This is a genomic window from Pararobbsia alpina, assembly GCF_965118125.1.
Taxonomy (GTDB): Bacteria; Pseudomonadota; Gammaproteobacteria; order Burkholderiales; family Burkholderiaceae; genus Pararobbsia; species Pararobbsia alpina_A.
Map to the genome: position 1 here is coordinate 2,019,780 of NZ_OZ221288.1, position 22,435 is coordinate 2,042,214.

Below are 22,435 nucleotides of genomic sequence, written 5' to 3' on the forward strand. Positions count from 1 at the left end.
AGTTGCGATTTATGTGAAATTAATAGGGTGCACGTTTTTTGATCCTGGCAAACACGATCGCCATGACTGACACGGCCGCAAAGCCGAATACCCAGTGTCCGCGTATATCCAATCGGTGCCTGCCAATGCTCACTTGCCGCCCGTCACATCGAGGAAGGTGCCGGTGATAAAGGAGGCCTCGGCGCTGGCGAGCCACAGGATCGCTCGCGCAACCTCTTCGGGTTGACCACCTCGCCCCATTGGGATCGAATCCTTGACGCGATCCACCCGTCCCGGCTCGCCACCGCTCGCATGCATCTCGGTGTAGATGTGCCCAGGCCGAATGCAGTTGACGCGGATTCCTTCTCGGGCAACCTCTTTCGCAAAGCCGGTCGTGAACGTCTCGACAGCGCCTTTTGACGCGGCGTAGTCGACATATTCGTTTGGACTACCGAGGCGGGCCGATGCCGATGAGATATTGATCACGGAACCGCCGCGTCCGTTATGGCGATAGGACATCCGCTTCGCTGCTTGCTGCGCGCAGAGGATGGGGCCGATCGCATTGACGGCGAAGATGCGTTGCATCCGCTCGAATCCCAGATCCTCCAGCCTCGACTGCCGCGCGAGCATGGCGGCGTTGTTGACGAGTACATCAATGCGGCCGAATTCGCGATCGATGGCGCCGAAGAGCCTGGCGACCTGCTCCGGGTCTGCGCTATCTGCACGCATCGCCAAAGCTCGACGCCCGGTCGCCTCAATGTCTGCCGCTACTGCCAATGCAGCGGATTCGTTGGCGACGTAGCTGATCGCGACATCGTAGCCTTGTGCGGCAGCGAGACGGGCCGTTGCGGCGCCTACACCGCGACCGCCGCCTGTGATGAGAATGACGGGTGCCTGAGAGGCGGCATTCATTGAGCAAACCTCGTTGTGGTGTCGCGGAGCTTTAAGGGACGATGGGCAGCGAATATGTGCGACAACTTCCTGTGAGCGAGGAATTTGTGGGCGAAGACGGGGCCGTGGCGTAGGCGAATGGGTGGCGCACCTTTCGTCATGTCAAAGCCCCAGACAAGCCGCTCCAGCCGCGACGACGATGCACGCGAGCCAGCGCGCCGGGCTGACGGCTTGCCGCAGAAACACGCGTCCAATCAAGACTGCGAACACCACGCTGGTTTCGCGCAACGCCGATACCGCGCCCATCGCACCCGATTGCAGTGCCCAGATCACGATTCCATACGCTGCGACCGACACGAGGCCGCCAATGACCGACGAGACGACCGACAGCGGTGCCGTGCGTACGGGTGCCCACAGCGCAACAAACCCGCGTTTTGCGACAAACAGCACCGGCATCAGCCAATAGAACACGAACATCCAGGCGGTGTAGGCGGTGGCCTGATTGTTCGACAACCGTACGCCGATGCCGTCGATCACGGTGTAAAGCGCAATCATCGCGCCTGTCGTCAACGCGGCGAAGGCACCCGAGCGCGACATGCGGCGTCCCTGCAGTGCGATCGCGATGATGCCGCCCGAGATCATCACGACGCCCAGCGCATGCAAGGGCCCGATGGACTCATGCGCGAAGCATGCTGCGCCGAGCGTCACAAGCAACGGCGACGAACCGCGAGCGATCGGGTACGCCATCGCGAGATCGTTGCGACGGTATGAGCGTATGAGGCTCACGTTGTAGACGTTATGAACGAGTCCCGACGCGATCAGATAAGGCCACGACGCGCTGGCGGGTATCGGAGCGAACACGATGACGATCGTAGCTACAGCGCCAATGGCGATGCCGATCCAGGTCATCGACAAAAAGCGGTCGCGGTTGCCATGCAATATCGCGTTCCAGCTTGCGTGAAGCATCGCGGCAAACAGCACGAAGCCGCCGGTAAGACTGAGCATGTGAGGTTCGGTCAGAAGGGGGTGAAGAACACGAAAGACCACGTAAGACCACGACAGATCGCGACCGCAGCCTCGTAATTAGTCGGGTAAGCGGCCTGGTAAGAAGAATATCTATCTTGAGATGCCCATTCAAACGAGTTAAATTGGCATTTCGCGTTAGAAAATCTCTCTTAAATGAAGCGAGCCTTACCCCCTCTCAATGCTTTACGGGCTTTCGAGGCTGCGGGTCGGCTCGGCAGCTTCAAGGACGCGGCCGCGGAGTTGCATGTGACGCACGGTGCTGTGAGCCAGCAGGTTCGGTTGCTCGAGGAGTGGCTGGGCGCGCCGTTGTTTGAGCGGCATAACCGGCGCGTGAAGCTGACGGCGGCCGCGACGGCTTATCTTGAGGAAGTCGGGCCGCTGTTCGAGCAGCTCGAGCAAGCCACGGCGAGATACGGCATACCTGGAACCGTCTCACGGACGCTGACCGTGAGCTCGCTCGCGACGTTCACGTTACGCTGGCTCGTACCCAGGCTCGCGACGTTCCGGGCGGAGCACCCCGATCTGGAAGTCAGAGTCGAAACGTCGAGCGGGCCATTGGAGAGTCTCAAGGAGAGCTACGACGTCATCATTCGCGGCGGCCCGGATACGTTTTACGGCTATGTGATGCAGCCGTTCCTGAGCGAAGAGCGCGTTCCGGTCTGCAGTCCTGCGTTACTGGAACGGTTTCCGTTGCGCTATCCCGCAGACCTCAGACATCACACCTTGCTGCATACGTCGAGTCTTCCGCGCCTTTGGGGAGACTGGCTCTCGAGTGCGCAGATACCTTCGCTGACGCCGGCCGCGGCGCTGACCTTCGATCATTTCTATCTGACGTTGCAGGCCGCGATTGACGGCATCGGTATCGCGATGGGCCCCACTGCGCTCGTATCCGACGATCTTGCTGCTGGCCGGCTCGTTGCACCGTTTGCAGGGCCACGTCTGCCGTCGCGGAGCTATTGCACGTATGTGCCGCAGGAAAAGGTCGGCGATGAACGGGTCGAGGTGTTCTGTGCGTGGCTCAGGAGTGAGGGGAGCCGTCTGGCCTGATTTGCCAGCCGCATGCGAAGCGATGCGTTCGCCAAGACATTGCTAAGACACCACTAAGGCATCGTTAAGGTTTTGCCCGACATCGAACGGGGCTTCTTGCGCGTACGCAAGAAGCCCCTTTTCCTTCTTAACGACCGGCGCTCTGGCCGCCGTCGACATGCAGGATGTCTCCTGTTACGAACGTCGTCGATTCAAGGTAAAGAATCGCGTTGACGATATCGCTTGTCTCACCGATGCGGCCCAGCGGGTGGAATGTCCCGAGCGCGGCGTGCGTTTCCGGTGAGTGCATCGGCGTATTGATGACACCGGGCGCAACGGCGTTTACGCGGATGCCTTTTTTTGCGTACTCGATGGCGAGCGACCTCGTCGCGGCATTGAGCCCGCCTTTCGTCAGCGCTGCCATGACGGAATAGATCCCGCTGATCGCCTGATCGACGACGCTGGCGGTCACGCTCACCACGTGACCGCTCGAACGCTTTTCCATTTCCGCGATTGCGAGCTGCGTGATGTAGTAGAAGCCTGCGAGATTGACGTTCGTGACGGCTTCGAACTCTTCTTGCGTGTGCTCCGTGAAGGGCTTGCCGATGTAAATGCCGGCATTGTTAACAAGGGTATCGATCCTTCCGAAGCGGGCCACGCCTTCGGAAATGACGCGCTGGGCCGTTGCCGGATCGCCGATATCGCCGGCAATCGTCAGAATGTCCGGATCGTCCGACGGCTTGATCGACCGCGACGTGGCGACCACGCGATAGTCGAGGTTTCTGAATGCTTGTACGACGGCGGCTCCAATGCCTTGCGATGCACCGGTGACGACTGCAACCTTTTGCGACGTGCTCATGTTTTCACTCCAAATAATCAGCGTGACTTCATGGTATGCGGATGCGATATCTGCAACAATTACCCAACTCGGCAAATCTTTATTGCTAAAACAGCATTCGAGGTTTTGTCGACGTACAAGGGTGCAGGCGGCACTTGGCGAAGCGCTGCTTGCCCCTATAGCCCTGAGCACTTAGCGCCATCGTCACCTTCGATTCGACGCACACGGCGCCCACTTGCAGGACACCCCGCAACGCCATAAGACGCAGCCATGAATATCCAGGCCCTTCGATATTTCCTGATGGTCTCGACGACCGGGAGTTTTCTCGCCACGGCGCGGCACTTCGACGTTCCCGCTTCATCGGTGTCGCGTTTTGTTGCCGCACTGGAGAAGGAACTCGGGCAACAACTGTTCTATCGGAGCACGCGTGCGGTCAGGCTCACGGAACAAGGACAGCGCTACTACACGCAGGTGCGCGAGGCGATCGAACTTCTCGATGACGCTGCAGACCAGCTCGCGCATCGCGATGCCAGTATTCGCGGACTCGTCAGGATCAACGCGCCTGAGGCGCTGGGCAGGCTTCATATCGCGCACCTGATCAATCAGCTTCAAGCGAAATACCCGGAGCTGTCGATCGAACTGACGCTGACCGATGCGTTGATCGATCCGGTGCTGGAAGGCGCCGACATTGCGATTCGCGTGGGCCCGCTGACCGACTCAGGGCTGATCGGCAAAGTGCTCGGCGTCCAACGTTATCGGCTTGTCGCAAGCCCTGAATACCTCGCCTTGCACGGTATGCCGCAAGCACCGGAAGATCTTCGGACGCACAGCTGCCTCTTGTACAAGGGGCATCAAGGTGCGCAACGGTGGTACTTCAGACGGGCGACCAAAGACAAATTCATATCCATCGACGTCAGCGGCTCCTTGCGAAGCAACAACGCTGAAACGCTGGTTGCCGCTGCAATGGCAGGACGCGGGATCGTGCTGTTTCCGAGCTGGCTGTTCGACCCGGCATGGTTCAACGACGGAAAGTTGACGAGTTTGCTGACAGACTGGGACAAGTCCGCGTCACCCGAGGACAGGCAGATCCAGATCCTCTCGCCAGAGAACCGCTTGCGGTCGCAGAAGGTACGGGAAGTTTCGGCTTTTCTAGCGGAGGCAATCGGGTCACCGCCGTACTGGGATCGCGCGTGAGAGGCGACCGTTCCGGCGATGTCCCTTTTCTCCAGGCTGTCCGGTCTGGTGACGACAGCCCGGTTTGACAGCTACGTGACGATGGCACCAAAGCACGCGTCGACCGCATGAGCGTGCACCATCTCGCGACGGTTTTTCACACCTTGCTTACCGGCGTCCGGACGAAACACCGCATCGCCGGGAGCGATAGGCAAGCCTGATAGCGCGCACAGGGCGTGGATACGCGCTGTCCCTTTGCGCCAGATCTGCGCCTGGTAGGAGCAACCCGTCGAGTCGACCCAGCGCATGGTCACGGTAATGGCCGACTCCTGTTCAATGCATGCGACCTGGCAGGCATCCGAGGGGACGTATGACCCGGAGCCGCCAGGCGGACGCGGAGCGCGTCCTCCTAGCCACTCGACGATGCGCGCCCAACTCAGTCCACCTCGCCTGGCATCAAAAATCATGTCTTGCTGCATGTTGAAATGCGAATTCATGCGTTGGTCCGGCGCGCTGCGCATCAACGGCGGCTGAGCCATTCATTCATGCCAATGTGCCCGTTGCGCGCTTCACCCAAAGGCACGAGCGAATGCGATTCCACCTTGCCACCGAAATACGCAGCCTCCGGATCGCAGACGACGTGACGTCCGTCACCGACTGCCTTGAGAAAGCGGTCGACAATTTCATTGAACGGGGCGCGCTCAGGTCCTGCGATCTCAATCGCGCCATTTCGCGGCGGCTCAAGCGCGATATCGGCAACGAATGCGGCCACATCGTCCGCGGCGATCGGCTGGAACAATCCGGGCGACAGCCTGATTGATGTCCCGTCAAAACTCGAATCCGCGATGCCGGGCAGAAACTCCATGAATTGCGTGGACCGGATGATGGTGTACGGAATGCCCGCAGCCTTGATCAGCCGTTCCTGAGCCAGCTTCGCGCGGAAATAGCCATTGGCGGGCGTGCGCTCGATTCCCACGATCGAAAGCGCGACGTGATGGCTGACTCCAGCCGCGGCTTCAGTTGCATGGATATTGCGGCCGGACGTCTCGAAGAACTCGAGCACCGCGTTGTCCTCGAACGACGGCGAATTGGCGAGGTCGATGACGGTATGCACACCTGACATGGCCTCTTTGAGACCCTCTCCGGTGATGGTGTTGACACCGCTTCTCGGCGAGGCCGCAATGACCTCATGTCCTTGCCGGCGAAGAATGTCACCCGTCTTCGTGCCGATCAGGCCCGTGCCTCCGACGATCAGTATTTTCATAATCTCAATCTCCTGGCAAATGCGTTCCTATGTGCGCGCGTTGCCCACACATGTGAACAATGGACGGACCTCCAAAAACTGCGAAGGCTCGTGGTTCAATTCAATGAGGATACCTACGTGATGGGCTACTACCGGCGGCTATCGTGCGTCGTCGCTGCCTTGTGAAAATAGTAGTCTGATTGAAGGCTTCAGGGAGAGGTTGTGCGCGGACATCTACGTTGTCGAATTCGCACCAATGCTGCTGAATGGGCCCGACGCTATTTCCTCTTGCGACATCACGCCACCACCGACATGCGCAAACGTTCAAGCCACGAGCTGATGCAAGGCGTGCTCCGGCTCGTCGTCGTTAAACCCCGTCAAGTGATTCAGATTCAGCGCGCGAATTTTCTCGGTCATAAAGTCGATGAACACGCGAATTCGCGTCGGCAAATGCTGCCGGCTCAGGTAGCAGATGTAGTGTCCCCGGTCGTCGGGCGCATACCCCGCCAAAGCGACGACCAGTTGTCTGGATGAAATCAGGTCACCGATCTGGTAGCCCGCCATTTGCGCAATGCCTCGCCCGCGTAGCACAGCATCCGATACGAGTTCCGCATCGTTGAAAGTCAGGCGCGCTGTGGGAAGGATCTTCCGGAGGTGCCCGTCGATCTTGAACTCCCAGTCGTGCAGGCGCCCGCTTGAAGATCGGAGGTTGATGCATTCGTGATGGCACAACTCATCGGGCGTGAGGGGGAGCCCGTATTTGTCCACATAAGAAGGCGCGGCACACACCGCCATCTGCATGGGCACCAGTTGTTTGGCAATGATGCTCGAGTCTTCAATGCGGCCATTGCGGAAAGCGACATCGATTTGCTCTGCGGCAAAATCGGTCGGTCGATCGTCAAGGAGCAGGTCGATCGCGACGTCCGGAAAGGCTTCGGAGAACCCCTGTAGAAGCGGTGCAACGATCGTTCGTCCGAAACTCACTGTCGAGCTGATCCGTATCAGGCCGCGAGGCGGCCCGTTGCGAAGCTCCAGCATGTCGTTCATCGCGTCGACGATTTGTGTCACGCCTTGCCTGCAATTCTCGAAGAATCGCTCCCCTTCGGACGTCAGGCTGGTCGAGCGGGTCGTGCGGAGGAAGAGGCGCGTGCTGATCTGCGTTTCCAGTTTCTGTACGTTTCTGCATACCGCCGAGCGTCCGACGCCCAATCTCTCGGCAGCCTTGGCGAAACTGCCCTCGCTCGCGACGGCCATAAAAGCGATGATGCCCGCATAGCAACCGGCGACGCTCGAGGACAGCGCATCAGCGCGATTCGGCAGGCTCAAACGAAAATTGCGCTGAGAAGCGTCCAACTGATCCATTTCCAGATCCTCACTCGAGCGATGCGGCGCCTGCGGCATTCCGGCTGGCGGTCAACCTGATCCACCTGATTCAAAAGCTAGGCCGTTCGCGGACGAAGGTAAATGCCTCGATCGGCTCGGCCATCTCGTCAAAAGGACTCAACGCCTCATCCGAAGGTATAGGTTCGCGAGCGGGTAGATACCCCGATATTGCGGGCAAAGCACGCCCGAGTAATGGGCCAGTTTTCTGTTGGGTGAATAGTCCAGTCGCTGAACTGTCACAACGCGCCGGGCCAATCCGTCTTGTAGCGGTTGGCCCGTGAGATCGACAGGGTTCGATCTCACAGGGTCGGATCCGGGCCCGCGCCGCATGTCGAGCTGGACGCCTATAAAGGGCATGAAGCCAGGCAGTCTCGTCATGCAGCAGTCTCACGGATCCTGCGGCCTCCCTTTCATGAACTGCCTGTATGAGTAAAGAATCTGCGAGTCCGTCGCGTGACTTGATGCGCCAACCGACGGCCATCGTGTGGGACCTTCCGCTGGGCGTGCCTGATGCCGGTAAAACACTGCAAAGATGGCTGTACGACGCGCTGCGGCAAGCGATCGTATCGGGGCGTCTGCCGGGCGGCAGCCTTCTGCCCGGGAGCCGAACGCTCGCTCAACGATACGGCGTGTCGAGGGGCACGGTGTCGAGCGCGTACGAACAGCTCCATGCCGAAGGCTACGTCGTCAGCCACGCGCGCAGCGGGACACGTGTGTGCGATACGTTTTCGCGTCGGGGCCTTGGCCGTGTCCTGCCAGAAACACCCGCCATGGACTTCCGTGCGGCGGTCTCGCGCGACACACCGCGGCAGCCGGACACGCCGTGGGTCGAGCGGCTCTTCGAACACGAGTCGCCCTTTCCGGTGACTTCCGTTACCAGGCCGCCGCAGGCCTTTCATCCTCACCGCGGCGATATTCGACTGTTCCCCGTCGATCTGTGGCGGCGTCTGCATGTTCGTCAACTCAGACAGTCGCGCCTGCTGGCGTTGAACGACACCAGCCCGGCAGGTCTTTACGAGCTGCGATACGCGATCGCCCGGCATCTGGCCATTGCGCGCGGGGTCGACGTCTCGCCGGACCAGATCGCCATTGTCGGCAGCGCTCAGCAGGCGCTGGATCTCTGCCTGCGGCTGCTGACGCATCCAGGCGACGCGGTCTGGATGGAGGACCCGGGCTACGTCGCGGCTCGCCAGATCATCCATGCGAGCGGCGCCTCGATCATCAACGTTCCTGTCGACGAGTCGGGAATGCGTGTGGAAGACGCGATTCGTCAGGCGCCGACAGCGCCGCTTGCGTACGTCACGCCTTCACGCCAATGCCCGCTTGGCGTTCCGCTTTCCGCGGCGCGACGCCATGCGATTCTGCAATGGGCGATCGAGCGTAACGCGGTGATTTTCGAAGACGACTACGACAGTGAATATCACTTTCGCGCAGGGGGACAACCCGCGTTGCGAAGCTTGAGCGGCGCGGAAGACCATGTGGTGATGGTCGGCACGTTCAGCAAGCTGATGTTCCCTTCGCTGAGGATCGCGTACGCGGTCCTGCCTCCGCATCTTGTCAGCGCCTTTGTGCGGAGCATTTCAGTGACGAGTCGAAGTGCGAACGGGTTGACGCAAGCCGTGCTCGCCGACTTTCTCAACGAAGGGCATTTGGATCGCCACATTCGTCGCACGCGAAGAATTTATGCGGCGCGCGCTGAGGCCTTTGAACGGTCCAGCCAACGCTACTGGAAGGGATTGATTGAGACGCCGGCGACATACTCGGGGCTCGATGCGGTATGTCGACTTGCCGAGATCGACGAACGCACAGCGGTGCACAAACTTTCGTCGGTGGGCATCGACGCGGCGCCGTTGGCGAAATACGCGCAGCAATATGATCATCGCGCCGGGTTGCTCATGGGATTTGCTGCGATGAGCGAAGAGGAAATCGATCAGGCGGCCCAGCGCGTTTCCAATGTGTTGCGCGGACCCTAGCGGACTGCCCGGCAGTGGCGGAGCGGACTGGCTGGAAAGACGCTGAACATGGGCGACACGATCTTAGCGTTGCGCAATGGTTCTGCGCGCACGCATTGCGGTATGGCAATCACGTTCCGCACGACGCATTGACCATGGGTATTGGTGCGAAAAAGGCAACGTTGCGATGCCCTGAGCGTGTCTTCCTGCGGGTGACGAGCGCGGCTACGATCACCTGAAGTTAAAACCCCCCTCCGGGGATTTCGAAGTCGGAGCCGATTATGTTTCGTTCAAAAACTGCCCTTATTGCAGCATTCCTTGGCGCCGGCCTCGTAGGTCAGGCAGCCCACGCCGCAGGACCCGAAGCCGTGGTCACGCCGCTCATGGAGAAGTCACTGGACGACTATCCGGGCAAGGAGGCACTGATGATCTCGGTGACCTATCCCCCTGGCTCGGTCGATCCGGTCCATCGTCATAACGCGAACGCGTTTATCTATGTCGTCGAAGGCTCGATTGTCATGCAGGTCAGAGGCGGCAAGGAAGTGACGCTGACCGCCGGGCAAACGTTCTATGAAGGGCCGAACGACGTGCATACGGTGGGGCGCAACGCGAGCCAGACACAGCCTGCCAAGTTCATCGTTGTCATGCTGAAGGACAAAGGCGCGCCGGTGCTCGTGCCTGCGCAATAACGACTGCATAGCGGCCCGAATGCCCCGCTCGGGCGAGATCGAGCCAACTCTGACCGCGCGTGTGAGCCCCGCGCCTCGTCTGACGATGGGGCGCGAAATCCCGGGGGCGGCTTGGCCCAATCAGAAATCAGGAAACTGGTCCTGTCGAAGCGGCAGTCGCTTTGCGATACTGCGCTTCGATCTCCGCGTTTCGTTTCGACCTGAAGAATTCACGGCTCAGTCGACCACGGTCACGATATTCACACTGCCTTGCTGGGCCATCTTGGTGTAGGGACAAAACCGTTCCGCTGTGCGGACGAGTTCCTCTGCAATGCGGCGTTCGACCCCTGGCATCCGTACGCGGACCTCGATGACCAATGCATAGCCACCATCGGCAGGATCACGGCCAAACGAGATCTCGGTTTCGACGGTGGCTGCGCTGGCGTCAATCGATTCGCGTTTGGCAATCAGGCTCAGTACACCGTGAAAGCAGGCTCCGAACCCTGCAGCGAATAGCTGCTCGGGGTTCGTGCCGTCGCCGGGGCCTCCGAATTCTTTGGGCAGCCGCAAATTGACCGAGAGATTCCCGTCATTCGAGCACGCGATACCAGAGGCGCGTCCATGACCGGCCTCGCCGCCTGAAATGGTGACCGTGGTCGTATAGAGCGGAAGGAAACGCTGGCCACGATATCGATCTAGCAGCGACATCGGCGGTGGCTTTAACTCTTCGTTGTCCATTTGGAAGCCTTTGCCAATCAATGAGTGTCTGCGGGAGCGAGTCTCCGATGGAATGTCGGTCTCGGTTTGTGGGGTCGCTTTCATAGTATTGAAGTGACAGGCCTCGCGATACGGCCATCTCTGGAAGCAGACTGTTTCCACGCAGGCGCCAATCAAATTGTCCGCATGGGCCGACGACAGCAGATCATTTCGACGATTGCACCCCATCCAACTCAAATCCAGGTGTTGACGAACGCACAAGGCGCTCGACAGTGAACGACATGAGAAAAACATACGAATCCAAGCCGGTGGTTCGCACAGCAACGAATGCGCTGCTGTGCGAGCCAAAGAGCACGACCGGATTTCGAAGCCGCTGGCGCAAGCACAAAGCATTGCTCGTTGCGGCGGGTTTGTTCGCCGTGACTTTGGTCGAAGCCGGCTGGACTCACTACACGGCCAGCGTCCACGTTCACGCCAGTTCCGACACCGCAATACGAAAGCAGTGAGACTTCGATGGCGTTGCCTAAAGCCGTGCGCGCGCTTCGGGCACGACAAGCCATCAAGGCAATCAGCCGGTCAGAGCGAATCGTGAGACCGAACGCCGTTCGTTCGAAACTAGAGACCAATATGGAAGTGAAGTGGATCGAGGATTTCATTGCGCTCACGCAGCACAAGACCTTCTCGCGCGCGGCGCAGGCTCGCTCGGTGACGCAGCCCGGCCTGAGTCGTCGCATCCGCTCGCTTGAACTCTGGCTAGGTGCCGAGCTTTTCGACAGAAGTACGTTCCCACCCGCTCTGACACCGGCCGGAAAAGTCTTTGCCGCCACTGCGTATGACACCCTGAACACCTTGTTCGACACACGCATGGAGGTGCGAAGCCAGCAAAGAATGACCACACCTGGCTTGAGAATTGCGGCGACCCATGCGCTTGCTGCAGGGTTTGTGCCGCGTTGGCTCGATTCGATTCAAGCTCAGGCAAAGGGGTTTCGTGCACGGATCTCGTCGGTATCGCTCAACGACGGTGCCATGCTGCTCGCGGATGGCAACTGCGATCTGATGGTCGCTCATGAGCGACCGGACGAACCTGCGCGACTGGATCCGGCTCGATATCCGAGTGTCCTTGTTGCTTCGGATGAACTCATTCCGGTGAGTCGGCCCGACGCCGACGGAGGACCGTTATACGGCGCACTTGATAGCGACGGTGGGGTTGTGCCGTTTGCGTGTTATTCACCGGCGACGCTGTTCGGTCGAACCGTGACTGAGCTCTTGTCACAGCGGCAATGCACCAGCCGATTTCAGGTGATCTACGAGTCGGAGCGCGACGATGTCATCAAGCAGGTGGTGCTCAACGGTCGCGCGATGGGTTGGTTGAGCAGAAGCGCCATTGAGCGTGAGCTTGATCAGGGCCTGCTCGTTGTCGCCGGCGGACAGCCGTGGAGGGTGCCGCTGCTCGTCAGGCTTTATCGGGATGTGATGACGAAGGGCGAAATCATGGATCGCGTCTGGTTAGGCGCGCAGGCGCACCTCGAGGCGTAGTTCACTGTGTACGCTTTGAATCGGCAGGCACGCATGCGCATCGTGCCCTGTTGCACCGCTCAATGAAGACTTCCGCGCGAAGTCGCGATCGCCGATAGCGTTGTGATGTGCGCATCCATTTGCTCAAGCCATGTCCTTGCGCAAGCATGCGACAAGGGCACGGTGACTTCCCTCTGATTTCTTAGCGAAAAGCGAATCGTCACGCTCTCGTCGAAGCTGAGCAATTGATAGCTGAGCACCGCCGTCTCTGTCGTCACCGTGCCAATCTCGGCATCGGAAAGCGTGGGCGACGCGATGGTGTCGTCCGTGAGCGCTTCTGCAGGATATTCCGGCTTCGCGCAGAGAGGGGTCAACGCACGAATCAGACTGGCGGTCGTTTTCGTGTCCAGGTGCACCAGCTTCGCCTGACCATTGGAAAGCAGGAATTTGACGCATGTCCCCACGATTTCGCCGTGTCGCGCGACAAATCCAATACCAAAGCTCACCGTCGTTGGAGTCACGGGGTCAGCGTTATAAACGAGATGGAGCATCTCGAAGAATTCTTCGCATCCGACCATAAAGTGTTTCAACTCAATTAAAAGACAGAGTCCGGATTCGCACGCGCGATCGTGATTTCGATTGAGATCGAGAGCGCGCTTTTCGCAAATCTCAAGCAAGCCTAACAGTGCTGGTTTTAATTCACACGCCGATGGGTAGAAGTGATGCGTAATGCCGAAACGGTATGGAGTTATCGATTTCGGTTAGATCGGGTTATGACGCTGAGTCGCTATAACGAATCGTTATGGAAATGAAGAAATCGACGCTAAGTACGCGGTGACCCGGACGCTTGATCGACACGCCAGACACAGCCCCGATCGAAAACAATGCTTAAAGCCGCATCACGCTGATGCGCCTTCACGTCAATTCGAAAACGGGACACCGATGGGATACTCTCAAGCACTGAGCGGATTGGGCGCCGCGTCCGATGAACTCGATACGGTCGGCAACAATATTGCGAATTCGTCGACGTATGGCTTCAAGTCAGGTTCGGTCATGTTTGCGGATATGTACGCAAACTCTGTCGCGAACGCAGTCACACCGAACGCCGGCATTGGTGTGCGAAACGCGGGCGTTCAGCAGAATTTCGGACAAGGCACATTTACGACGACCGCAAATCCGTACGACGTCGCGATCAACGGCAATGGCTTTTTTCGCATGTCCGTGAATGGCGTGATCGAGTATTCGCGAAACGGTCAGTTTCACTCCGACCCGAACGGCTATATCGTGAATGCCGAGGGCGCAAATCTCACCGGCTATCCAGCCAATGGAAACGGCGCTGTGTCGACCACCACGCCCGTCCCGCTGCGAATCGATGTCAGCGGCATTGCACCTGTGCAATCGACGACGATTTCATCCAACGGCGTCAACCTGGATTCGTCGCAGGCCTATCCTAAGACCACGCCATTCGATCCGACCGACTCGACTTCGTATTCGTACACCACACAGGCGACCGCCTATGACTCGCTCGGCAATGCGCACCAGATGACGATGTATTTCGTCAGGGATCCGCAGCCGACTCCTCCGGTGACCCCGGCAACTGTCAACTTCTCTGTCTACGCGGCCGAAGACGGCACGCTGGTCCCGCCGACACCACCGGCGACGACGGCCGGGCTGGTGGGCGATTTGCAATTCAATTCGGCCGGGTCGCTCACGAGCTTTGTCGACGCCAACGGAAATGTGGGAACCGGATCCGCAGCGTATTCCGTATCGATGTCGCTGAGTTCCGCGACGGGTTCGAATACGCCGTTTCCTGTCACCCTCGATCTTCAAGGTGCGACGGCCTATGCGGGCATCGGCAACTCGGCCGCGTTGAACGCCGATGGCAATAAAGCAGGCAACTACGCTGGCGTGAAAATCCTCGACGACGGGACGGTCGAAGGGGTCTACGACAACGGTTCGAACAAGGTGTTCGGAAAAATCGTGCTGGCGAATTTCATCAACCCGAACGGGTTGAAACCCGTCGGGGACAACGAGTGGGTCGCGACCAATGACTCGGGTCCGGCGGACCTCGGTACACCCGGGACCGGCCCCATGGGCTCGCTGCTGAGCGAGCAGCTCGAAAACTCGAACGTGAACTTGACGAGCAATCTCGTCGATCTCATCACGACGCAGCGCTTTTATCAGGCGAATGCACAGTCGATCAAAACGCAAAACACGGTCGACCAGACGTTGTTGAACATGTAGAGGGGCTCAGGCCGGTCGGCGGCTCGCGGCTTTCGGTGATATCTTGCCGCTAGCCTGATGGCCGCCGGAACGGATCCGCGAATGGCCTGCGAGCGGTCGCACTGCTCGCTTTCTTCGGGCGTTCTGTCGCATTCATCACCCGCCGCATTGAACCGGAGTGCAGTCGGACGATGTCTAACGCTCCCACGCTCATCCGTGGTTCCGGCTCGCTTGTAGCCGGGGCGATTGCGGCGCAAATCGTGGGCGGACTTTCCGCGCAGATGTCGCCCTTTACGGTTGCGGGTCTGATCGATGGATTTGCATTGTCGGAACGCGATGCGGGACTGATTGCGTCGGCGGAACTCGTTGCACTCGCTGCAACTGCCATCGCTTTTGCTCCTGTTCTTCCAAAATATTCTGCACGTCGCGTGAGCTTTGCTGCTCTGGCCGTGACGCTTGTCGCGCAGAGCCTTTCCGTGGTGACCACTTCACTCGCGCATCTCGTCGTGTTGCGTGTTGTCGCGGGGGTAGGCGAAGGCGCCCTGTATGCCGTTTCGCTTGCTGTTGTCGCCTCGCATTGCGCAAACCCCGATAAGGTCTACGGATACTTCCAGCTGGTGTGGGCACTGGGCAGCGTGGCGCTGTTTTCCGGCGGAGGCGAGCTCACGTCCGCTTACGCACATCGTGGCGTTTTCGCGTTGATGGTGGCCGTCTCGGCGATGCTGACGCCCTTGCTGTGTCGGGTCCCCGGCGACAGAACCCGAAGCGGCCCTACCGAAGTCGACGCGGGATCGCGGAATGCGTCGATCGCAGGCGTCATGACCATGCTCGGCATCGCGCTGTATCTGACCGCCTCGGCGGCGATCTATGCGTTCAGTGCGCCGTTAGGCGAGCGCGCCGGTATCGGCACCCGCGCGGTAGGTTATGCACTCACTGCTGCGACGATCGCCGGCCTGGCGGGGGCGGGTGGCGCGACCGCGCTCAACATCCGACGGGGTCGGGCGCTTCCCATTTCCGGATTCATGATTTGTTTCGTGCTGACGGTGATTGCGTTGTGTTGCTCAAGAAATCCGACGCTGTATGTCATCGCGCTCATCGCGTCGGCCGTCATCTACTACTTTTCCCTGCCGTATGTGTTCGGTCTTGCCGCAGCACTGGACCGAAGCGGACGTTGGGCGGCCGCGGCAGGCTCGGCGTTTCTCATTGGATTCGCAGTTGGTCCCCTGTTCGCGGGCATTGTGATTTCGGCGGCAGGCTATGTCGCGTTCGCCGCAGTATGTGTCGTGATCTCTGTCGTGGCGTGGGTTCTCTTGTTGGGCGCGAGCAGGCTGGCGGCTGAACCGTGCTGATTGCCGATCGCGATACAGGAATCAGAGCGTCGGTGGCGTGGATACGCTCAGTGAAAAGGCCACCGTCGCGCCGCCCGTCGCGTTATTGATTGCCGAGAGAGTGCCCCCATGTGATTCCACGATGGAGCGGCAGATCGCAAGGCCCATCCCCATTCCGCATTGCTTGGTCGTAAAGAACGGCTCAAAGACGCGCTCGAGATCACTAAACCCGGGGCCTGCGTCCTCCACTTCGACCTGTATGGTCTCGCCGTCCTGCCACGAGCGCAGTCGCAGTACGCCTCGACCCGGTGCCAGCGGCGCCATCGCATCCATGGCGTTCTTGATCAAATTCACGAGGACTTGCTGGATCTGCACGCGATCGAGCGATACGACCGGCAGGCCCGGCTCGAGATTCAGCTTGATACGGATGCCCTTCGCGTGAGATTCATCGGCCATGATCCGACATACCTCGACGATCAGAGCATTGAGGTCTTCGCTCGATCGGATGCGCGGCGAGCGGCGGAACAAGGCGCGGATACGACTGATTATCTCCGCAGCTGCCGTTGCGTCTTCGCTGATGCGTTCCGCAATGATTTTGGCACGCTCGATATTCGGCGGGTCGGCAGACAGCCAGCGATGGCAAGCGCGCGAGTTGGCGCCGATCGCCGCGAGCGGCTGATTCACTTCATGCGCAATGGACGCAGACAGCTCAGCGAGGCTGGCGGCCTGTGTTGCGCGCGCAAGTCGATCGTGGGCGTTCCGAAGCGCCTCTTGTCCGCGCACCTGGTCGTCAATGTCGTGGCAAAGGCCAAACCACTGTGTAATGCGTCCGGTTTCATCGCGCACCGGGTCGGCACGTCCGGACATCCATCTGTACGCTCCGTCGGCGCGGCGCAGGCGATACTTCATCGAGAAGCGCTCACCCGTCTCGAGGCAGCGCGTGAGCACGTCCTGGACCTCGTCGACGTCGTCGGGGTGGAAGATCGAATCGAACACGGTTTCCAGGCAGCTCTTGTCTTCAAGGTCCATGCCGAGATAGTCCGACATGTGCTTGTTCGCCAGCGTGGTTTCGCCTTCCGGCGTCAGTCGCCAAAGATTACTGGGCACCATATCCACCAAGAGCGACAGTTGCTGGTCGTGCTCCCTGAGTGTCTTCTCTTCCTCGAGGCGATCTTCGATGTCGCGGCTCACCCCATACCACCCGGTCAGATTTCCGTCATCGTCGTAGGCGGGCTCGGCCACGTTTTCCATCCAGCGATAAACGCCGTCCGTGCGGCGCAACCGATACTTCATGGCGAAGTGTTCTCGCGTGACGAGATGCCTGTTCAGTGCGCCTTTGACCGTGGACACATCATCGGGGTGGACCGCACGCTCGAGAAAATCAGAGAGTCCGCTTTCGCTGTCCGACCGCGCGCTTTGCGCGTCGAAACCGAGATAGTCGATGAGTCTCTTGTTGAAGAACGCGGGCCGGCCGTCGGCCTCCAGACTCCAGATATAGGTAGGAATGGCGTCAATCACTTTTGGCCGCTTGTTCCGATCTGTTCGCGGACGTGCTGCGTGCCATTGCAGTTTCGGGGCCGTCGACGTGAACTCGATGAGGTTGATCCGGCGGGCATCCGCGTCGAATGCAGCGAGGTCGCTTCGGTGGCCGGTATCAACGTGCGGAACGCGACGGACTGAAAAGGGAAGCGCCTGACTCAGGCGGAGACGCGCAGGTAATGTCGACATCACCGATCACTCCTATCACTCGTGCTACGCGCGGACGCGGAGCAATAACGCGGTGGCTTCCCGGATGCGAAGGATGTTGGCGTCTCACGTCCTGGTGACATTGACTGGATGCGTCACCTTTCGGAGCGGCATGGTGTTGAACGACGCCGTATCAACCGCGCTGCGGTTGCGGCACGCCTTTCGCGAGTCCGAGCGCTTCAGCCTTCCGGACAAGATCTGCGACGGATACAGCCGACATTTTCTTCATCGCCTGGCCGCGATGCGTCTTCACCGTGATTTCGCTGAGATTCATCGTCCACGCAATTTGCTTGTTCAACAAACCGGTCACCACGAGGGCCATGACCTCTTTTTCACGCACGGTCAGCGATTTGTACGCCGCACGCAGCGCCGCCGTGCATTCCTCTGCCTCAAGACGCTCGCGATCACGCCGAATGGCTTGTTCGACTGCATCCAGCATGTCCTGGTCGCGAAACGGCTTGGGAAGAAAATCGATGGCGCCCGCCTTCATCGCTTTGACGGACATTTCAATATCGCCGTGGCCAGTCATGAATAGCACGGGTATCGGAACGTTGTTCTTGATCAGTTCCTGCTGAAACGTGAGGCCGCTTTCTCCGCGCAGCCGGACATCGAGAATCAGGCAGCTCGGCCCTGTGTGCCTGGGATGAGCGAGAAACTCTTGCGATGACGCGAATGTGTGAACGCGCAGGCCTGTGGACATGAGCAGTTCGCTCAACGCAAATCGCACGGAGGGATCGTCATCAACGACATAGACGACCGGCTCGTTATCTTCACTTCTCGCAAGACTCGTACGCGACATCGCGTTCACATCGCCTCCCCCGCGGAGCGCCGAATTGGCGTGGAATGGCTCTGGATTGTCCCTATTAAAACGGCAAGTATATGAAATGCGCGCTATCGATTGGTACACCGAAGAATATTAGTTCATCCGCGGTTTATCGTCTTATCGAATTCAATGTGAAACAGATTATTCATATCAATCGCGGCGCGACGGACCAGATGACATCAATGCGCGAAGCAAATAATTCCCCGGTGCCGACGCCAATCGCGGCCCAAAGAATCACGCCAATGCAGTCGTAAATCAGAAACGCGCGCAGCTTGACCGCCGTGGCACCGCACAGAGGTACGACGAAAAGAGACAGGCCGGGGATCCATCTCGCAACAATCAGGATGCGCCCGCCCCAACGTTCCAGAAGGCGCTGGGTTCTCGGCAGATGCGATTCACCGGACACAAAGAGTCGAAGCACTCCGCGAAGCGTGTTCTCGCCGTATCGCCTTCCGACGTGAAACCAGACCATGTCACCGAGCACCGCACCGATGCTCGCTGCAGCGACCATCGTCGTCAGTCCCAGCAATGTCGCATACGGGTCGTCGCTTGCCAGTGCGAGTCCCGAACCGACCGCGAGCAGAGTGGGGACGGCGGGGAGGGGCAAGCCCAATGAGGCGCAGAACGTGTTGAAAAACACAATCAACACACCGTATTTCTGGATCAGCTCGTGCGAAGCCATGTTTGTGCTCCTTCTCGTACACCCGAAAGCGTAGCGTATGACCGGATTGTAGGTGTGGGCCCGTCGTTCACGTAGCCCCACTCCGACACGCAGAGTGTTGACCATTTGAAAACAATCGATCTCATAACATGTTTAATCGATGCGGCTTTGGTTATGCGCTTTCCTTTTAACGTCGGGCGGCAGTCCTGGGAATCGCGCGAAATGATCTGTGCTGCTCGTCCAATCGCGTCGTTTCAACGAAGACAGAATGAGATATCCGCCGACACGGAGATCGGACGGAATGGAGAGATCGTTACCCATGAAAATCCACCACAGCACCCAACTCGATAGCGCAGACGCATCACGCGCAAACGCGTCAAATTCCGCGAGCAGCGACGGCACGCCATCATTTCAGGACTTGCTCTCGGAGCTGAACGACTTCGCGAGCGGCACACCGACCCAACAGATGCAGGACAGGATCCTCGCGCAACTCGGCATTTCGCCGACTCAGTTGAAAAACATGTCTCCCGAAGACCGAGCGAAATTGATGCAGAAGGTCAGGCACTTGATGAGGAGAGAGGTGAATGCGCAGAGACAGGCGCAACAGGCGCAGATCGATCTGAAACAGCTTCATGCACAAATCGGTGTGCAGCAAGCGCATCAATCGGCCAGCGTGACTGCGGCAAATTCACAGGGTGCGCAGAATGATTCTGCAAAGGATCCTTCGACAGCGCACAGCGTCAGCATCGGGGAGGTGCTTTAGCCGGAGCCTTGCTTCGTCGTTCGATGCGAGCCCAGTGCACCCCTTCCGCATCGGCTACTTGTCCGCAGGCGCCGCCGTCGAATTCCGAACGATGAGCTTGGGGGCAGACGTGCGGACCACAGTGCTTTGAGAAGCACGTCCATTCATGAGATCGACAAGCAGCCCGATACCTTTCTCTGCGAGTTCAGCGGTCGGGATGGCGACCGTCGTCAATCCGGGGCGCGATTGCCTGGCCGGAACAATGTCGGTGATGCTGACGACCGAGAGGTCCTCGGGAACGGAATAGCCGAGATCCGAGGCCGCGTTCAGCACACCGAGTGCGGGAAGGTCGTTGGACACGAATATCGCGGTCAAATCCGGACGAGCAGACAGCAAGTCCTTCGCGGCCTGATAGCCGTCATCGAACGAGTCTTCGGTGAAGCGCTCGTCGGCGGCGACGCGGCGAATCTTGGCCTCGCGCATCACCTCCTGATAGCCCGCATAGCGAGCCCGGTGAATGCCGCCTTTGGGGCTGCCGATGATCGCGCCGATACGCCGATGCCCCAACTCGACAAGGTGCTCGACCGCGATCCGCGCAGCGCCTTTGGAGTCGAACGTCACGCAAGGTATACCCGGCGGGTCATCGGCGACTTCCCATACCGAAATGACCACCGGGATTCCCCGCGCCTGAAGTCCGCGCAATTCCTCGACGGGCAAGTCGCCATGGTTCGCAACCAGCACGCCGTCCGACAGCGAGCCAGCAACCTGTTGAAGGAAGCTCGCACCGCGATCCGATTCATGGTCCGTGTTGCACACGAGCAGATGGCGTTCATGCTTGAGCGCGGAGAGGTTGGCCGCAAGCGCGAACTCCGGATAGAAGGGGTTCGTGATGCAGCTGAGCATCAACGCGAGCGTCGGTGCCTTGCGTTCGACAAGAGCGCGTGCCGTCAGATTCGGACGGTAGCCTTGTCGCTCGACTGCTTCGAGCACACGTTGTCGCGTTTCTTCTCCGACCCGTCCGCGGCCCCGCAGCACATTCGATACGGTCATGACTGAGACGCCGGCGTCTTCTGCGACCTCTCGGATCGTCACGGCCGGGGTGATGGGTTTGCTGCTCATGGCGGATGCGTGTGTATCGGGCGGCAGGGGATGGGTGTCGCCACATTCAATCGACGCAACGCGTACTTGTCAACTCGTACCCGGGTCGAAGACCTATTGCGCGCCGAAAAAATCCAGCGTAGAGTCCGCTCAAACCAGAAACGCAGTTACCTCGGACAGGCCATTCGGCCTTTTTTTAGAATCCGATGATGTAACGTTAAACCAAGCTGGACGGAGACATGGCAGCCATCACACTGAAAGGCGTGACGAAGGCGTACGGAGAGCACGCGCCCGTACTACGCGGTATCGATCTGGACATCGGAGAGAACGAGTTTTGCGTCTTCCTCGGACCGTCGGGTTGTGGCAAATCCACGCTGCTTCGCATCATCGCGGGCCTCGAGGACGCGACATCGGGCGATGTGCACATCGGTGGCCAGCTCGTGAATGCAATACCCCCTGCCAAACGAGGGGTGGCGATGGTCTTCCAGAGCTACGCCCTGTTTCCCCATATGACGGTCGAAGAAAACATGGGGTTCGGGCTCAAGCTGTCAGGCGTGCCCACCGATCAGGTCAATGCCAAGGTCCAGAAAGCGGCGAAGACGCTACAGCTCGATGCGTTCCTCAAGCGCAAGCCCGCAGCGTTGTCTGGAGGGCAACGGCAGCGCGTCGCAATCGGCCGCGCCATCGTGCGTGAGCCCGGGGTGTTCCTGTTCGACGAACCGCTGTCGAATCTCGACGCGATGTTGCGCAGCCAGACGCGCGTCGAGATCGCGAAGCTCCATCGACAGTTCGCACAGGCCAGCACCGTGTACGTCACTCACGACCAGGTGGAAGCGATGACGCTGGGCGACAAGATCGTCCTGCTGCGCGCGGGCGCCGAGGCCGAACGGCTCGGCAGCATTGCGCAGATTGGCTCGCCGCTCGATCTGTATCACCGCCCGAACAGTCGATTCGTCGCGGAGTTCATCGGCAGCCCGAAGATGAATTTCCTGGGCGCGACGATCCACGCGTTGAGCCATGAGGGCGTCATCGTGCGTCTGGACACATCGAACGACGATATCCTCGTGAACGTCGATGGCTCGTCACTGCGCGCCGGGCAGGCCGTACAGCTGGGTATTCGCCCCGAACACTTCGACGACATCATCGAAGGCAAAGTGATGGCCACCGATGCCCGCGACGCGATTCAGACGCTTCAGCGCGAAGTCACGCTTGTCGAACGGCTTGGCGAACACAGCTATCTGCATCTCGACGATCCGGCCGGAACGACGATCGTCGTAAAACAGCCCGGTGATGCGACCCATCAACCCGGCACGCGGGTCACGATCCGCTTCCGTTCCAACGCTTGTCACCTCTTCGCCGCCGACGGCAGCGCCCTACCCAAGCTTCAATAAAACAATATCCGG

The 22,435-nt window shown here is 59.5% G+C and carries 22 protein-coding genes; 10 read left to right on the forward strand and 12 right to left on the reverse strand.

Annotation, left to right across the window (positions count from 1 at the left end; all coding sequences use genetic code 11):
• Nucleotides 1-129 precede the first annotated feature (129 nt).
• Both ACMFWR_RS27035 and ACMFWR_RS27040 read right to left on the reverse strand, forming a co-directional pair.
• Nucleotides 130-891 carry an SDR family oxidoreductase gene (locus ACMFWR_RS27035; protein ID WP_413195452.1) on the reverse strand — a complete coding sequence of 254 codons (762 nt, stop codon included), beginning with the start codon at nt 889-891 and terminating at the stop codon, nt 130-132.
• Between the two features lie 141 nt (nt 892-1,032).
• Nucleotides 1,033-1,875, reverse strand: a complete 843-nt coding sequence (locus ACMFWR_RS27040) for an EamA family transporter (RefSeq protein ID WP_413195453.1) — start codon at nt 1,873-1,875, stop codon at nt 1,033-1,035.
• Nucleotides 1,876-2,049: 174 nt separating this feature from the next.
• Between ACMFWR_RS27040 and gcvA the strand changes: the two genes are divergently transcribed.
• The gene (gene gcvA, locus ACMFWR_RS27045) at nt 2,050-2,943 is read left to right on the forward strand and encodes a transcriptional regulator GcvA (RefSeq protein ID WP_413195454.1); all 894 of its coding nucleotides are present in this window, start codon (nt 2,050-2,052) and stop codon (nt 2,941-2,943) included.
• Between the two features lie 127 nt (nt 2,944-3,070).
• On the opposite strand, the gene ACMFWR_RS27050 is transcribed toward gcvA, so the two are convergent.
• Nucleotides 3,071-3,781, reverse strand: coding sequence for an SDR family NAD(P)-dependent oxidoreductase (locus tag ACMFWR_RS27050; protein WP_413195455.1), 711 nt, complete (start codon nt 3,779-3,781; stop codon nt 3,071-3,073).
• Between the two features lie 249 nt (nt 3,782-4,030).
• Between ACMFWR_RS27050 and ACMFWR_RS27055 the strand changes: the two genes are divergently transcribed.
• Nucleotides 4,031-4,954, forward strand: coding sequence for a LysR family transcriptional regulator (locus tag ACMFWR_RS27055; RefSeq protein ID WP_413195456.1), 924 nt, complete (start codon nt 4,031-4,033; stop codon nt 4,952-4,954).
• A gap of 71 nt (nt 4,955-5,025) precedes the next feature.
• Here the strand turns inward: ACMFWR_RS27055 and ACMFWR_RS27060 are convergent, their stop codons facing one another.
• From ACMFWR_RS27060 to ACMFWR_RS27070, 3 genes are all read right to left on the reverse strand, one after another.
• On the reverse strand, nt 5,026-5,430 hold the full coding sequence (locus tag ACMFWR_RS27060) for a DUF3331 domain-containing protein (protein ID WP_413195457.1): 405 nt from the start codon (nt 5,428-5,430) through the stop codon (nt 5,026-5,028).
• 23 nt (nt 5,431-5,453) lie between these two features.
• Entirely contained in the window at nt 5,454-6,197 is a 744-nt protein-coding gene (locus ACMFWR_RS27065) for an SDR family oxidoreductase (protein ID WP_413195458.1), read from the reverse strand.
• A gap of 303 nt (nt 6,198-6,500) precedes the next feature.
• A complete protein-coding gene (locus tag ACMFWR_RS27070) occupies nt 6,501-7,538 on the reverse strand; it encodes a LysR family transcriptional regulator (protein ID WP_413197361.1) in 1,038 nt (345 codons plus the stop codon).
• A gap of 446 nt (nt 7,539-7,984) precedes the next feature.
• On the opposite strand from ACMFWR_RS27070, the gene ACMFWR_RS27075 reads away from it, so the two are divergent.
• Together ACMFWR_RS27075 and ACMFWR_RS27080 are read left to right on the forward strand one after the other, a co-directional pair.
• A complete protein-coding gene (locus ACMFWR_RS27075) occupies nt 7,985-9,532 on the forward strand; it encodes a PLP-dependent aminotransferase family protein (protein ID WP_413195459.1) in 1,548 nt (515 codons plus the stop codon).
• 260 nt (nt 9,533-9,792) lie between these two features.
• Nucleotides 9,793-10,200: a cupin domain-containing protein gene (locus ACMFWR_RS27080; protein ID WP_413195460.1), complete on the forward strand. Its 408-nt coding sequence runs from the start codon at nt 9,793-9,795 to the stop codon at nt 10,198-10,200.
• Nucleotides 10,201-10,416: 216 nt separating this feature from the next.
• Here the strand turns inward: ACMFWR_RS27080 and ACMFWR_RS27085 are convergent, their stop codons facing one another.
• Nucleotides 10,417-10,917 (reverse strand): Ohr family peroxiredoxin, encoded by a 501-nt coding sequence (locus tag ACMFWR_RS27085; RefSeq protein WP_413197362.1) that lies wholly within the window; start codon nt 10,915-10,917, stop codon nt 10,417-10,419.
• Between the two features lie 260 nt (nt 10,918-11,177).
• Here ACMFWR_RS27085 and ACMFWR_RS27090 point away from each other — a divergent pair, with 260 nt between their 5' ends.
• Nucleotides 11,178-11,402, forward strand: coding sequence for a hypothetical protein (locus ACMFWR_RS27090; RefSeq protein WP_413195461.1), 225 nt, complete (start codon nt 11,178-11,180; stop codon nt 11,400-11,402).
• A gap of 121 nt (nt 11,403-11,523) precedes the next feature.
• Entirely contained in the window at nt 11,524-12,432 is a 909-nt protein-coding gene (locus ACMFWR_RS27095; protein ID WP_413195462.1) for a LysR substrate-binding domain-containing protein, read from the forward strand.
• Nucleotides 12,433-12,491: 59 nt separating this feature from the next.
• On the opposite strand, the gene ACMFWR_RS27100 is transcribed toward ACMFWR_RS27095, so the two are convergent.
• The gene (locus ACMFWR_RS27100; RefSeq protein ID WP_413195463.1) at nt 12,492-12,962 is read right to left on the reverse strand and encodes a hypothetical protein; all 471 of its coding nucleotides are present in this window, start codon (nt 12,960-12,962) and stop codon (nt 12,492-12,494) included.
• 391 nt (nt 12,963-13,353) lie between these two features.
• Between ACMFWR_RS27100 and flgE the strand changes: the two genes are divergently transcribed.
• The gene (flgE, locus tag ACMFWR_RS27105; RefSeq protein ID WP_413195464.1) at nt 13,354-14,655 is read left to right on the forward strand and encodes a flagellar hook protein FlgE; all 1,302 of its coding nucleotides are present in this window, start codon (nt 13,354-13,356) and stop codon (nt 14,653-14,655) included.
• 170 nt (nt 14,656-14,825) lie between these two features.
• Nucleotides 14,826-15,983 (forward strand): MFS transporter, encoded by a 1,158-nt coding sequence (locus ACMFWR_RS27110; RefSeq protein ID WP_413195465.1) that lies wholly within the window; start codon nt 14,826-14,828, stop codon nt 15,981-15,983.
• 21 nt (nt 15,984-16,004) lie between these two features.
• Here ACMFWR_RS27110 and ACMFWR_RS27115 read toward each other — a convergent pair whose 3' ends face one another.
• The 3 genes from ACMFWR_RS27115 to ACMFWR_RS27125 all read right to left on the reverse strand — a co-directional run bounded on the left by ACMFWR_RS27115 (nt 16,005) and on the right by ACMFWR_RS27125 (nt 19,213).
• A complete protein-coding gene (locus tag ACMFWR_RS27115) occupies nt 16,005-17,480 on the reverse strand; it encodes a PAS domain-containing protein (RefSeq protein ID WP_413195466.1) in 1,476 nt (491 codons plus the stop codon).
• Between the two features lie 361 nt (nt 17,481-17,841).
• Nucleotides 17,842-18,507 (reverse strand): response regulator transcription factor, encoded by a 666-nt coding sequence (locus ACMFWR_RS27120; RefSeq protein WP_413197363.1) that lies wholly within the window; start codon nt 18,505-18,507, stop codon nt 17,842-17,844.
• Nucleotides 18,508-18,676: 169 nt separating this feature from the next.
• Nucleotides 18,677-19,213, reverse strand: coding sequence for a DedA family protein (locus ACMFWR_RS27125; protein ID WP_413195467.1), 537 nt, complete (start codon nt 19,211-19,213; stop codon nt 18,677-18,679).
• 247 nt (nt 19,214-19,460) lie between these two features.
• Between ACMFWR_RS27125 and ACMFWR_RS27130 the strand changes: the two genes are divergently transcribed.
• Nucleotides 19,461-19,955: a hypothetical protein gene (locus ACMFWR_RS27130; protein ID WP_413195468.1), complete on the forward strand. Its 495-nt coding sequence runs from the start codon at nt 19,461-19,463 to the stop codon at nt 19,953-19,955.
• A 54-nt stretch (nt 19,956-20,009) separates the two neighbouring features.
• Here ACMFWR_RS27130 and ACMFWR_RS27135 read toward each other — a convergent pair whose 3' ends face one another.
• The gene (locus tag ACMFWR_RS27135) at nt 20,010-21,053 is read right to left on the reverse strand and encodes a LacI family DNA-binding transcriptional regulator (RefSeq protein ID WP_413195469.1); all 1,044 of its coding nucleotides are present in this window, start codon (nt 21,051-21,053) and stop codon (nt 20,010-20,012) included.
• Between the two features lie 218 nt (nt 21,054-21,271).
• On the opposite strand from ACMFWR_RS27135, the gene ACMFWR_RS27140 reads away from it, so the two are divergent.
• The gene (locus tag ACMFWR_RS27140) at nt 21,272-22,423 is read left to right on the forward strand and encodes an ABC transporter ATP-binding protein (protein WP_413195470.1); all 1,152 of its coding nucleotides are present in this window, start codon (nt 21,272-21,274) and stop codon (nt 22,421-22,423) included.
• Nucleotides 22,424-22,435: the final 12 nt, after the last annotated feature.